Source organism: Streptomyces sp. NPDC059743, assembly GCF_042732975.1.
Taxonomy (GTDB): domain Bacteria; phylum Actinomycetota; class Actinomycetes; order Streptomycetales; family Streptomycetaceae; genus Streptomyces.
This window is the reverse complement of record NZ_JBHWGS010000008.1, coordinates 45,858-58,540: the sequence shown is the minus strand read 5'-3', so window position 1 is coordinate 58,540 and position 12,683 is coordinate 45,858. Positions and strand designations below refer to the sequence as shown.

Genomic DNA, 12,683 nt, shown 5'->3' with positions numbered 1-12,683 from the left:
TACCGTTCCCGTATCCGGACCGTGCCGGTCCGTCGCGTCCGTCCCTCGCGGCCCTCCGCCGACGGCCGTCCGTCGACTCGCCGCTTCGGCCAACTCGCCCTGTTCATATGGTCGTTCATGGTCTACTCGACGCCATGGAACGCGGTAGCGGACACGGTCCCATCCTGGTCATCGGCAGCACCGGCAAGACCGGCCGGCATGTGGCGGCCCGGCTGCGGCGGCTCGGCGAGGACGTCAGGGCAGTGGCCCGCACCACACCGGTCCGCTTCGACTGGTTCGACGAGTCCACCTGGGAGTACGCGGTGTCCGGAGCGCGGGCCGCCTATCTGGTGGACGCGCAGAACGAGTACGCCGCCGAACGGATGCGCGCCTTCGCTCCGTTCGCCGTCGAGCGCGGCGTCGAACGGCTGGTCCTGCTCTCCGCGCGCGGCTGGGCCGACTCCGGTGAACCGGAACTGCTGGCGACGGAGGACGCGTTGACGGAATCCGGCGCCGCCTGGACGATTCTCCGGCCGACCTGGTTCATGCAGGGCTTCACCGAGGACGAGACACTGCGCGGGCCGGTACGGTCCGGAGAAGTGCGGCTGCCGTCCGGCGACGGAGTGGAGCCGTTCATCGACGCCGAGGACATCGCCGAGGTCGCGGCGGCGGTCCTCACCCGGGACGGCCACGAGGGCGGCGTCTATGCCCTCTCCGGGCCGCGCGCCCTGAGCATGGGAGAGGCCGTGGACACGATCGCCAAGGTGACCGGCCGCGCGATCCGTTACGTACCGGTCTCCGAGGAGGAGTACATGGCCGGGCTCGTCGCGCAGGGCATGCCGCCCGGCACGGCCCACTTCATGGCGAAGCTGTACCGCTGGATACGGGACGGCGAGGACGCCTATCTCTCCGACGGCGTCCAGCGGGTGCTGGGCCGGGCGCCCCGGGACTTCACCGAATTCGCCGGTCGGGCCGCGGCGGCCGGTGCCTGGGACGACTGACCGTACGGACGGTACGTAAATCACGCAGACGGCACCGCCCGTACCGCCCGGACGGACCGTGCACGGACGCTCAGACGCGGCCCACCCGGTGGAGGATCTCCGCGGCGATCGTCTCCGGGACCTGCTGCGGCTGCCAGTGCGAGACGCCCTGAAGACGGACGAAGCGGTAGTCGCCCGTCATATGGTCCGCGGTGTGCTCCGCGGCGAAGACACTGACCGACGGATCGTGTTCGCTCCAGATATGGGTGGTCGGCACGGCTACGGGCCCGAGCGGACCGTTGTCGTCCCGCAGTGTTCCCGCCCGGTACCACTTGAGCGCGGCCCGCAGTGTGCCGGGACCGGTGTGGAAGCGGACGTACCGCTGGATCTGCTCCTCACTCAGCACGCCCTCGCCCGCCTGCCGGAACCATCCGTCGAGCCCGGCCGCGCCGTCGGCGAGGAAGGAGTCGGCCGCGTCCTCGGCGCTGAGCGTCTCGATATATCCCGAGTTGTCCCGCTGCTCGGGATCCACCCGCAGCGCGTGCTGGTAGGCGTCCAGATGCGGGAACGCCGACGCCGTCAGGCTCCGTACCCGCTCCGGGACCCGCGCCGCCAGATACCAGCCGACGACCGCGCCCCAGTCATGGCCTGCGATATGCGCCGAGGCGATGCCGAGGGCGTCCAGGATGCCCAGGGCATCGCCCGCCAGCTCCGGAAGCGCGTACGCGGCCGTCGGTTCGGGACGGGCACCGGGCGAGTAGCCGCGCTGGTCGGGAGCGACCGTACGCAGTCCGGCCCGGTGCAGGACCGGCGCGATATCGCTCCAGGACTGCCGGTTGTGCGGAAAGCCATGGAGCAGAAGGACCGGATCACCGTCCTCGGGTCCCGCCACGTCGACGTCGAAGACCAGCTCGTTCAGGGAGATCTGCATCAGGGCTGCCTGTCCGTGGGCGGAGTGGGCTGGCTGGGCGGGACTTTCGCGACAACAGGCCCCAGCCTCGTTCTGTTCTGGACGGGGCCGGACGGGACGGAGCGGGCCGGGCAGGTCGATGGATGTCAGTCCGCCTTCAGCGCCTCGCGCACTCTCGGGGAGCGCAACGCCTCGGGCGGATCGACCAGACCGATGACACGCGCGTAGGCCGCCGCCACCTCGCCGTCCCGCTGCGCCGCCTCCAGCACCAGGCCGATGTACTCCTGGTCAGCGAGGATCTCCGGTGTTCTGTCTCCCTCGACTCCGGGAAAGCCCAGATCGTTGCTGAGCGCCTGCCGCCACGCCTCGTCCACCGCGTCGCGGGCGAGATCACGGAAGTAGGCGACCGGATCGGGCGGGCCGTCGCCCGTCGCGTGCGCGCGCAGTACGACGGAGCCGAGCGCCGCGACCGTCATCCCTTGTCCGTACGTCGGGTTGAAGCTGCACACCGCGTCGCCCATGGCGAGCAGTCCGGCCGGGAAACGGTCCACCCGCTCGTAGCGGCGGCGCAGACTGGCCGGGAACCGGTAGGACACCGGGGCGTCGAGCGGCTCCCTGCCGACCACCAGCGCCTCGTAGATCTCCGGCGAGGAGAGCGACTTGAGGAAGTCGAGAAAGCCCTCCGGATCGGTGGGAGGTACATCGCCGAGGATTCCGTACGCGGTCACGATCTGACGCTCGCCGTCGATGCGCGCGCATATCGCACCGCGAGGATTGTCCGGTGTGGCGACGATGTCGACGGAGATGTCGCCGGGCGACGGCTCGGGCCCGGCCCGGTAGTGCCGGGTGGTGTAGGTGAGGCCGACCTGGGTGCGGTCCTCCGGAACGCCCGGCCAGCCGTGGTCCTTCAGCCACCGCGGGACCTGTGAGCCGCGGCCCATGGTGTCGACCACGAGCTCGGCGTCGACGACGGAGGTGCCGCCCGGATCCCGGCGGTCCACCGTCCGTACGCCGGTCACATGGTGCGCGACCGGGGCGAACCGCAGTCCGACGACCTCTCTTCGGTCCAGGATCTCGACATTCGCCAGCGCCCGTACCCGGTGGCGGATATGCGCCTCCAGCGTGGGACGGGCGACGGATACGGCGAGGAGCCCGGAGTCGCCCTGGCTCATCGGAATGCCGTCCATGATCCAGCGGACATTCCCGGCCACGTCGCCCGTGACGGCGCCGGCCGCCTCCAACTCCTCGGTGATACCGGGGAAATACTCTTCGATGATCTGCTGGCCCCGGGCCAGTATCCCGTGCACATGGCGTCCCTGCGGCACTCCGCGCCGGTTCTCCGGGAGGTCGGTCAGCTCGTCCCGGTCCACGACGACGACCTCGTCGTACGCCTCCGACAGTGCCCGCGCCGCGAGCAGACCCGCGATGCTCCCGCCCAACACCACGGCTCGTCGCACGTTCTTACCCGTCTTACCCGTCATGGCGGGGTGCCTCCTCAATCTCTGTCACCGCTCGTATCTGCCACCCCTGCCGTCCGCCACTGGTGGACGCCGCGTCCCTCAGGACTAAGGGACGCTAACTCCGCCCGGTAACCGATGACTCATCGCGCGGTAATCCCGCTGTCGATGCTCCGTTGACAACGGGGGCAAACCGCGCTTAGCCGTCCTAGGGCGTATCCGTCCCGCCCGAACGACCGGACGGCCGGACGGTATCGGAACGCGTCCGGAACGGTCTCGGCGCGGGTCTGGTGCGGGTCCGGTGCGGGTCCGGTGCGATGAAAAGCTCGCGCGTTGAGAAGTCGTGCCGCCATGAGAGGCCGTAATTCACCGGAGTTACGCCGAATCGGTACCGCGTCAGGACGGTGGCACTCACCGCGCCCTGTTGTCGGGATCTGTGGCATAAGGGTGCATTACGCTCTGGCTCTCCGGCGACGGCCGAGAAAGCCGATCGGCCGCACCGTCAAGCGCCTGCGGGGAACGGCAACGGCGTATCACGACAACGCCGTATTCCGCCGAAAGCATCGGCGCCCGTTGCTCCGAGACCGTCCGAACCCGTCCGAACCCGAAGGAAATCTCCGATGAAGGCATTCCAGGCTGTCACCGACGCGATCGCCGCCGAAGGGCTCGACCACTTGTTCGCCGTGATGGGCGACGCGAACCAGGACATGATCGTGGACCTGGGCGAACGGCACGGCGCGACATTCGTCCACGCCCACCATGAAGCCGGCGCCGTCGGCATGGCCGACGGTTATGCCCGGTTCAGCGGCAGGCCCGGTCTCGCGTCGGTCACCCAAGGACCCGGTTACACCAATGCCACGACCTCGCTGGTGGCGGCACGGCTGCACCGCACACCGCTGATGGTGATCGCCGGACACGCCTCCCTCCGTGACCCGTACAACCCGCAGGGAATGGTGGACCAGCCGGCGCTCGCCAGACTCACCACCGAGGCCACCGTCCGAATGGAATCCGTGCACAATGTGGACTACTGCCTCGGGGAGGCATTCCGTCAGATCAAGGTGCGGAAAGGGCCGTTCATTCTGAATATTCCGCAGGACATCCAGCAGACGGAGATTCCGGATCCCGGTTGGACATACCGGCCCATGTACGCGCCCAACACCCTCCAGCCGCCGCGTACTCAGGATGTCGAGGAAGCGGTCAAACTGCTCGCCTCGGCCCGGCGCCCGACGATTCTCTGCGGACTCGGCGCGAGAAATTCCGGGGCGGAATCCGAGGTGCGCAGACTGGCCGAGCGTCTTGGCGCACCGGTCGGAGTATCCATTCTCGCCGCCGGATTCTGCGCGAATTATCCGCTGTATCTGGGAGTCAGCGGCGGACTGGGCTCGAAGCTGACTGTGGAAACGCTCGCCGAGAGCGATGTGATGGTGGTGGTCGGCGCCAGCCTGAACGAGTGGACGACCGACTTCGGCAAGCTCCTGGCAAACGGGAAGAAGATCATCCAGATCGACGACCGGCCGGATGCCTTCGGCTGGTTCGCCCGGGTGGCCGTCGGTATGACGGCCGACGCCAGAACGGCCGTGTCGGCCCTGGCGGACCGGCTCGCCGAGACGGTGGACGCGCGCCGGCCCGACGCCGGACTCGTACAGCGTCTCCAGGACGACCGGAAGCCGACGGCCGTGCAGTACAACGACGGAGACGCGACGGATCCACGCCGTGCGGTACGGCATCTTGAGGACGCGCTGCCGAAGGACGACCGTGTCCTGGTGCTCGACGGCGGCCACGCGGCCATGGTCTGCGCGAAGATCCTCACCGTGCCGCGCGCGGAGAACTGGGCGGTCGGCTGGGACTTCGGCGCCATCGGCCAGGGCCTGGCCCTCGCGATCGGCGCCTGCTTCGCACGTCCCGGACAGCGCGTCACCCACGCGACCGGAGACGCCTCGTTCATGATGAACGTCGCCGACTTCCATACGGCCGTACGCCACAAGCTGCCACTCACGGTGGTCGTCTTCAATGACAACGCGGTGGGCCAAGAGAAGCACGACCTGATCCACAAGAAGCTGAACCCGTCCTACGCCGACATGCCCGAGCCCGACTTCGCGAAACTGGCGGCGGGCTTCGGCGCCAAGGGCTTCACCGTACGCAACCCCGACGACCTCGGCGAGATCGACCGAGCACTCTCTGTCGAGAACGGCCCGGTCCTGATCGACGTACGGATCAACGGCGACGTCGAACTGGCAGCAAGCTGGGAAATCGCCAAGCACCTGAGCTAGGCCGCTCCGGGTCGTCGGGCGACGTTCATCGCGCGTTCCGGGTCGGCGCCCCATACGGCGCCTCCCAGCCCGTAGGGCGAGTCGTTAGGACGGGCTGGACCACTTGGCAAGTAAGGACTTACCTACATAGGCTGGGACCATGGTCCGCAACGCAGACGAGACACGGCGCAAGATCCTGGCCGCCGCCACGGAGGAGTTCGCCCGCCACGGGATCGCCGGGGCTCGCGTCGACCGCATCACCACGACCGCGGGCGTGAACAATGCCCTGCTCTACCGCTACTTCGGCAGCAAAACGGACCTGTTCGACACGGTTTACAGCCGTCTGGTCGTGGAGATCGTGACAGCCGTTCCGATGGATCCCACCGATCTGCCGGGTTACGCGGGACGCCTGCACGACTACTACGAGGCCCATCCCGAGGTCGTACGTTTTGCCGCCTGGCGCGAGCTGGAACGCCCGCATCACGAGGTGCCCGACGCCGTGCTCAAGGCGCAGGAGGAGAAGGCCGCCCTCATCGCCCAGGCGCAGAAGGACGGTCTCGTCACATCCCGGCTGCCCGCCGAGGAGCTGCGTGATCTTCTCGTACTGCTGTCCCTCGGCGGTCTGCCGTTGAATCCGGCCATGGACGCGGCCGTGGACCGGAAGCGCCGCCGCGCCACGATCGTGGCCGCCGCCGCGGCGGTTCTGAACGCGTGACCGGCGACTGCGGCCGATACAACGACTACAACAACCGCGGCCGACACATGGCATCAACCGTCGACAGGGAGCTCAGCACGTGAATGTGGTCATCTTCGGAGTGTCCGGCATGGTGGGACAGGGTGTCCTCCACGCCTGTCTGCGGGACGAGCGGATCAGAAGTGTCCTCGTCGTCGTACGCACTCCGCTGGCGGTGAGCCATCCGAAGCTGCGCGAGATCGTCCACTCGGACTTCACCGATCTCACCGCGATCCGGGACGAGCTCGTCGGGCTCGATGCCTGCTTCTTCTGTCTCGGCGTCAGCTCCGCCGGCCTGTCGGAGGCGGAGTACACGCGGATCACCTACGACTACACCTTGGCCGCCGCACGTGCGGTGTACGCCGAGAATCCCGCCCTCACCTTCACCTATGTATCGGGAGAGGGAACCGACAGCACGGAGAAGGGCCGCTCCATGTGGGCCCGGGTCAAGGGCCGCACGGAGAACGAACTGCTCGCCATGCCCTTCCACGCCTATATGTTCCGGCCCGGCTATATTCAGCCCCGCCACGGCGCCGTCTCCAGAACGGCCACGTACCGCGTGCTGTACCGCCTGACCTCATGGCTCTATCCGGTCCTGCGCCGAGTGATCCCACGCCATGTGACGACGACCGACCACCTGGGACGGGCGATGATCAAGGTCGTGGGCCTCGCGGGCACAGGTCCGACCGTGCTGTACAGCCCGGACATCAACCGCCTCGGCGCCTCGAACGCACCGGGCTCGCCTCCGTCGGTCTGATGCCGTGGCGGCGGTGCTGACGCAACCGCGCGGGGCCCGGTCGAATGGAGCGCGGCTCGGAGCCGGGACCCGGCGCGGCGATCTGGGCGAGAAGCGCTATCGACCGGGCCGCCTCGCTGCCGGGCACGGCATGGAAGAGGACCAGCACCTGCCCGTCCGTTCCGGTGACGGCGAGTTTCTTGTAGCTGAGCTCCACTGCTCCGAGCTGTGGATGGTTCAGTACCGTGGAGCCGCTCGTACGTGGTGCCACATCGTGGCGGGCCCACAGACGGCGGAACTCCTCGCTCCGGACAGACAGTTCACCCACCAGCTCGGCCGGCTGCGGATCCCGGCTCTCGGGACCGGCCAGTGCCCGGAGGCCGGCGACGAGTCCGGCGGCGATCCGGTCCCAGTCGTCCTCGTACAGGGACCGCACCTCTGGGGCGAGGAACGCGGCTCGCAGCGCGTTCTCGCCCGGTGTGTGGGCCGACGAGAGAGCCACGGCGTCGGCACCGCTACCGGCACCAGGACCGGCACGCGCGTGCATGTCGCGTCGCTGGAGCTGACCGATCGTGCCTCCGTCGAGGATTTCACCGCTCAGTGGTCCGGTCCACTGCACATCCTGGTCAACAACGCCGGGATCATGGCCCTGCCCGAGCTGCGCCGTACCCGCGAGGGCTTCGAGCAGCAGTTCGCGACCAACCGCCTCGGGCACTTCCGTCTCGCCCTAGGCCTGCACCAGGCACTGGCCCGGGCCGGTGGCGCGAGGATCGTTGCTGTTCGCCGTCGAGGCGAGCAAGCGATGGGCAGCCGACGGCATCACCGCGAACGCGATCACGCCGGGCGGAATCCGGACCGCGTTGCAGCGCCATCAGCAAGGCGAGGCCATGACGCCGGAGATCCGGACCATCTTCGAGAACCGCGGCGAGGCCCTGCCCCACAATCCGCAGAGCACGGACAGCACAGAACCGTCCGGCGTCGCCGCGCACGCACTGGACGAACAGGACGCCGCCCGCCTGTGGGAGGTCTCTCTCGCAATGCTGGGGGCATGACCGGCACCCGTGACCGTCACTTGAGCGGCGCCACGGAACCGGGCCGGGCCGAGAGCAGGCAGATCAGCGTGAGCAGACCACACTGACCAGGGAGAACGACGCGAAGAACGTTCCCTGTGAGAGGCCTGCGAACCAGCGGTGGCCGCGGTCCCGGTCGATATGGCCGGCCTCGATTGCCTGTTGCATGTTGCGGCCGAGTCCCAGCGTGTGGTCGGCGTCCTGGAACTCGCGGAAGACCGGTGCCGTGACGCGGACCGTCTCCACGCTGAAGCCCGCCCGCTCTGCGAGGCGGGCGAGGCTGCGGCCGATGGTGGCGTGACGTACCACTTCCGCGGTGGTGTAACGGGTGAAGGCGCGGCTTGTCTCAAGATCTTCCGCGTCGACGACCAGGGTGTCCCAGTCGGGTTCGACAAGACCGATCAGAGCGCCTGGCCGGGTGGCGCGGTGCAGTTGCGCGAGAACGTCGGCGGGTTCGGCGACGTGCATAAGGACCCGGTCGATCTTGGCCCGGTCCACGGTTCCCGGCTCGACGGGAAGGGCATGGACGTCTCCCTCGCGGAGCTCCACACCAGGCAGATGTTCCGTACGCCGACGGGCCTCGGCGAGCATGGCCGGATCACGGTCCACACCGATCACCGAGCCACTCACACCGACGCGTTCCGCCAGCGCCGCCAGATCGGTGCCCGGACCGCATCCCACATCCAGCGCGGTCTGGCCCTGCTGAATGTCCAGCAGGTCGATCAACTCCTGCTTGTACTCACGACCAGCACGGTCGGCGGCGGTACGCAACATATAGGCCGCCTGGTCAGGACGGGACACACCAAGGTTCATCGGCATACGGGCAAGTCAATCACTCCGCTCGTCCGCACGGGCAAGGCGGCACCCCAACCCCGGCACCCCAGGCCGATGGTCGGGGTGCCGGTGTGGTGGCGTCAGACGCCTACGCCGAAGTCGGCCGCGATTCCGGCCAGTCCGGAGGCGTAGCCCTGGCCCACCGCGCGGAACTTCCACTCCTCGCCGTGCCGGTACAGCTCGCCGAAGACCATCGCGGTCTCGGTCGCCGCGTCCTCGCTGAGGTCGTAGCGGGCGAGTTCGGCGCCGCCCGTCTGGTTGACCACGCGGATGAAGGCGTTGCGGACCTGGCCGAAGCTCTGGCCGCGGCTCTCGGCGTCGTGGATGGAGACCGGGAAGACGATCTTCGACACCTCGGCGGGGACGGCACTCAGATCGACCTTGAGGGACTCGTCGTCGCCCTCGCCCTCACCGGTCAGGTTGTCGCCGGTGTGCTCCACCGAACCGTCGGGGCTCTTCAGGTTGTTGTAGAAGATGAAGTGCTGGTCGGAGAGCACCTTGCCGCTGCTGTCCACCAGCAACGCGCTGGCGTCGAGGTCGTAGTCGAGGCCGGTGGTGCTGCGCGCGTCCCAGCCCAGCCCGACGAGGACCGCGGTCAGTCCCGGAGCCTCCTTGCTGAGCGAGACGTTGCCGCCCTTGGCCAGACTCACACCCATGTCGCTGTTCCCTTCACGTGTTCCCGCACCGAGCCCCAGGCAGAGGGCCGGTTCCGGGAATCCCGGTCCCTTGGATCTACAGCTAAATCTACAGCACTGTAGAAGTTACGGAGAGCCCCTCGACCGGGCGAGCTCCCCGACCGGGCGAGCTCCTCGCCCATGCGATCCCACTCCACGCCGCACACGCGCGTGAGGGCGCCCCGTCACATCAGGACGGGACGCCCTCACACGCATATCTGGGATTACAGGTCGAACTCGTGCGGCGGCAGGTCGAGCGCGTAACACGCCTCGCGGACGACCGCCTGCTCGGTCTTGTCGAAGTCGCCGTCGGCGCCGCCGATGACGATGCCGATCTGGATGACGGCACGGGCCTCGGTGGGCTTCTTCTTCGCCTTGGCGACCTCCTGGAGGACGCTGACCTTGCCGAAGTCGAAGTCGGCGGTGAGCTTGTCGAGGTAGCCGTCGAAGCGGCGCTGCAGATCATCGGCGGGGAAGTTCTGGAGCACCTCGTTGCTCATGATGAGCTGGGCGACCTTGCGTCGTTCTTGCGGATCGATCGTGCCGTCGGCGGCGGCGACCAGCGCGCACATCGCCATGCTCGCATCGCGGAACGCGCCGCTCTTGAGGTCGTTCTTCTTGGCGTTGAGCTGGGTCTGCATCGTTGATGCGGACTCCTTGATGCGATCCCACAGGGCCATGAAAACTCCGTACGGTCAGGGGCTGCCCGGACCGCACGAGGAGCGGCCCGGACCACCACTTCTTCTACAATGCTGTAGAAGCTAGCAGGGACAGTGGCGAAGGCGTCTCAGCCCTCGCCTCAACCCTCGTCGCCGCCTTCCTCTTCCTCGTCATCTCCTTCGAAGAAGTCGCCGACCTCGTCCACGACCTCGGCGGCCACCATCCCGCCGACGACTCCGACCGCCAGTCCCGCCGCGCCGGCGGCGATGACGGTGCCCATCCCGGGTCCGGAGCGCTGGTGGTCGTCGTGGTGGCTGTCATGGTGGTGCCCCCCGTGACCGTGACCATGGCCGTGCTCGTCCTTGTGCGCGTATCCGCCGTACCCACCGCCGTGTCCGTACGGGTCACCGCCGTGTCCGTACGGAGCGGCAGGAACGGCGTGGGAGCCGTGGCGGTCGGCCAACTGGCGTACCCAGCCGTCGACTTCGGCGGCCCAGTCACGCTGGTCGACACCGTGGTGGCCGACCGTGAACCGGGTCAGCGCGTCATGCCCGGACGAGAAGAAACCACCGGGCTTGTCGGCTTCCAGCACCACCTCCATGCCGCCCGGGTTCGCCAGGAAGGTCACCTCGATCTCCCGCATGGCATGGGCGTACTGCGGAGCGGGAGTGAGCTCGATCTCCTGGTAGAACGGCAACTGCTGTCCGGTGCCGCCGATACGGCCGTATTCGAGGTCTGCGGACTTGAAGCCGAAGCCGAGCTGCCCGAGGGCTTCGAGGACGGCCTCCTGGACCGGCAGCGGACGCACCGCGAGCGCGTCGAGGTCGCCCTTGTCCTTGGCTCCGGCCACCGCGAGTTCGGTACGTACTCCGAGGACGATGCCCAGGCCCTGGCCGTGCAGTTCGGTGACGGGAGTCTCCCACGGCAGCGCCACGGAGAACGGAACGCTGAACAGCTGGTCCTCGGCGAGACGAAAGCCTCCGCCCACGGTGAACCGGTCGAAAGTGAGAACGCCGTCGCTCTCGCCCTCGTCATGCTCCACCTCGACGCGCGCGACCAGCTCCAGGGTGATCTGCTCGATGTCGAATGCGGCGCTGCCGCCCTTGAGATGGACCTGACCGGTGAGGCTGCCTCCGGGCAGCACCGCGCCCGTGTCGAGGACCGTGTCCACCGTGGGGCCGCCCACACCGAGCGAGCCGAGCAGCCGTTTGAACACCATCGTGGCGTTCACTCCTTCTTGTACGTGTGGCTTGTACGTGTGGCGTGTGGCTTTGGTCACGGACCGCCGCCCGCTTTCTCTACACTCGTGTAGAAGCATAGAGGCGGCACACCGGGCCGACGCCGTATCCCGTCGGCCCGGCGGCGAAAGTCCGAAAAGAGTCCCGACACCAACAGCCTCTAAGATCCACACCTGTTGGAGAGCAAGAGACACGCCTGCGAGGAAACCACTCACCCATGTCCGAACGGACCGCCGCGCCCTTACGGCGCGCCCTCGCCGACCGCAGCCGCCGCATCGTGGACTCCGGTGCGTTCGCCACCACCGTGTTCTGCCTCATCGCGGCCAACGCCGTTCTGCTGGGTGTCGAGACCTACGCGGGTGTCGTACACCAATGGCACGAGGTCCTGAAGGCCGTGGAACATCTCTTCCTCGCCGCCTTCACGGCGGAGATACTGCTGCGCGCCGCCGCCCACGCGGACCGTCCCAGGGACTTCTTCCGCGATCCGTGGAACGTCTTCGACCTGCTCGTCGTCGCTCTGGCCTTCATGCCGTTCGCCCGTGAGAACGCCACCGTGCTCCGGCTGCTGCGCCTGGCGCGGGTGCTGCGCGCCGCGCGGTTCCTGCCACAGCTGCGTATCGTGATCGTCGCCGTCGGCAAGAGCCTGCCCGGCACACTGAGTTTCCTGCTCGTCGGCGCGCTCCTGCTGTACGTGTACGCCATGGTCGGCTGGATGGTCTTCGCCGACGACGATCCCGAGCACTACGGATCCTTCGGCCGCGCGGCCCTCACGCTCTTCCTCCTCGTGACTCTGGACGGCCTCGGTGACGCGGTCCGGGCCGGACTGGAGATCTCGCGCTGGACCATCGTCTACTTCGCCTCCTTCGTCCTGCTCGGCTCGTTCGTCCTCGTCAACCTCCTGATCGGCGTTGTCATCAACTCCCTTCAGGAGGCACGCGAACTCGAAACCGAACAGGACCGTCCGGTTCCGGCATCGGCACCGGCACCCGCCTCCGTACCCGCACCCGCCGCCGTAGCCGCCGCCGCACCCGGGCAGCCATCGTCTGCGGACGACTCCAACGCGGTGCTACGGGCCCGGATCGCCGACGCGCGCCGGACGCTGGACGCCATCGAAGCCGGCCTGACGACTTCGACACCGTCCCGGCGCAATTGAAGTTGAACGT

General features: G+C 68.1%; 13 protein-coding genes and 1 pseudogene. 7 read left to right on the top strand and 7 right to left on the bottom strand.

Annotated features, from left to right (window positions below):
• Window positions 1-134: 134 nt before the first annotated feature.
• Window positions 135-980: an NAD(P)H-binding protein gene (locus ACFV6H_RS16500; protein ID WP_385542217.1), complete on the top strand. Its 846-nt coding sequence runs from the start codon at window positions 135-137 to the stop codon at window positions 978-980.
• A 70-nt stretch (window positions 981-1,050) separates the two neighbouring features.
• Here ACFV6H_RS16500 and ACFV6H_RS16495 read toward each other — a convergent pair whose 3' ends face one another.
• Entirely contained in the window at window positions 1,051-1,890 is an 840-nt protein-coding gene (locus ACFV6H_RS16495; RefSeq protein WP_385542215.1) for an alpha/beta fold hydrolase, read from the bottom strand.
• Between the two features lie 125 nt (window positions 1,891-2,015).
• Window positions 2,016-3,350: an FAD-dependent oxidoreductase gene (locus ACFV6H_RS16490; RefSeq protein WP_385542213.1), complete on the bottom strand. Its 1,335-nt coding sequence runs from the start codon at window positions 3,348-3,350 to the stop codon at window positions 2,016-2,018.
• A gap of 596 nt (window positions 3,351-3,946) precedes the next feature.
• On the opposite strand from ACFV6H_RS16490, the gene ACFV6H_RS16485 reads away from it, so the two are divergent.
• From ACFV6H_RS16485 to ACFV6H_RS16475, 3 genes are all read left to right on the top strand, one after another.
• Entirely contained in the window at window positions 3,947-5,596 is a 1,650-nt protein-coding gene (locus tag ACFV6H_RS16485) for a thiamine pyrophosphate-binding protein (RefSeq protein WP_385542211.1), read from the top strand.
• Between the two features lie 139 nt (window positions 5,597-5,735).
• Window positions 5,736-6,290 carry a TetR family transcriptional regulator gene (locus ACFV6H_RS16480; RefSeq protein ID WP_093595693.1) on the top strand — a complete coding sequence of 185 codons (555 nt, stop codon included), beginning with the start codon at window positions 5,736-5,738 and terminating at the stop codon, window positions 6,288-6,290.
• Between the two features lie 79 nt (window positions 6,291-6,369).
• Window positions 6,370-7,065: an epimerase gene (locus ACFV6H_RS16475; protein WP_385542209.1), complete on the top strand. Its 696-nt coding sequence runs from the start codon at window positions 6,370-6,372 to the stop codon at window positions 7,063-7,065.
• Here the strand turns inward: ACFV6H_RS16475 and ACFV6H_RS16470 are convergent.
• The gene (locus ACFV6H_RS16470; RefSeq protein WP_385542207.1) at window positions 7,016-7,591 is read right to left on the bottom strand and encodes a hypothetical protein; all 576 of its coding nucleotides are present in this window, start codon (window positions 7,589-7,591) and stop codon (window positions 7,016-7,018) included. The two genes, ACFV6H_RS16475 and ACFV6H_RS16470, sit on opposite strands and share 50 nt — an antisense overlap.
• Between ACFV6H_RS16470 and ACFV6H_RS16465 the strand changes: the two are divergent.
• Window positions 7,526-7,765 (top strand): annotated as a pseudogene (locus tag ACFV6H_RS16465) (SDR family NAD(P)-dependent oxidoreductase); the annotation flags it as partial. The gene ACFV6H_RS16470 and the pseudogene ACFV6H_RS16465 sit on opposite strands and share 66 nt — an antisense overlap.
• Window positions 7,766-7,817: 52 nt before the next feature.
• On the top strand, window positions 7,818-8,096 hold the full coding sequence (locus ACFV6H_RS16460) for a hypothetical protein (protein ID WP_385542594.1): 279 nt from the start codon (window positions 7,818-7,820) through the stop codon (window positions 8,094-8,096).
• Window positions 8,097-8,159: 63 nt separating this feature from the next.
• On the opposite strand, the gene ACFV6H_RS16455 is transcribed toward ACFV6H_RS16460, so the two are convergent.
• The 4 genes from ACFV6H_RS16455 to ACFV6H_RS16440 all read right to left on the bottom strand — a co-directional run bounded on the left by ACFV6H_RS16455 (window position 8,160) and on the right by ACFV6H_RS16440 (window position 11,501).
• Window positions 8,160-8,933, bottom strand: a complete 774-nt coding sequence (locus ACFV6H_RS16455) for a methyltransferase domain-containing protein (RefSeq protein ID WP_385542205.1) — start codon at window positions 8,931-8,933, stop codon at window positions 8,160-8,162.
• A gap of 95 nt (window positions 8,934-9,028) precedes the next feature.
• Entirely contained in the window at window positions 9,029-9,604 is a 576-nt protein-coding gene (locus ACFV6H_RS16450; RefSeq protein ID WP_093595682.1) for a TerD family protein, read from the bottom strand.
• 242 nt (window positions 9,605-9,846) lie between these two features.
• Window positions 9,847-10,302: a tellurite resistance TerB family protein gene (locus ACFV6H_RS16445; protein ID WP_093595679.1), complete on the bottom strand. Its 456-nt coding sequence runs from the start codon at window positions 10,300-10,302 to the stop codon at window positions 9,847-9,849.
• 119 nt (window positions 10,303-10,421) lie between these two features.
• Window positions 10,422-11,501: a sporulation protein gene (locus ACFV6H_RS16440; RefSeq protein WP_385542203.1), complete on the bottom strand. Its 1,080-nt coding sequence runs from the start codon at window positions 11,499-11,501 to the stop codon at window positions 10,422-10,424.
• 236 nt (window positions 11,502-11,737) lie between these two features.
• Here ACFV6H_RS16440 and ACFV6H_RS16435 point away from each other — a divergent pair, with 236 nt between their 5' ends.
• The gene (locus ACFV6H_RS16435) at window positions 11,738-12,673 is read left to right on the top strand and encodes an ion transporter (RefSeq protein ID WP_385542201.1); all 936 of its coding nucleotides are present in this window, start codon (window positions 11,738-11,740) and stop codon (window positions 12,671-12,673) included.
• The last annotated feature ends 10 nt before the right edge of the window (window positions 12,674-12,683 follow it).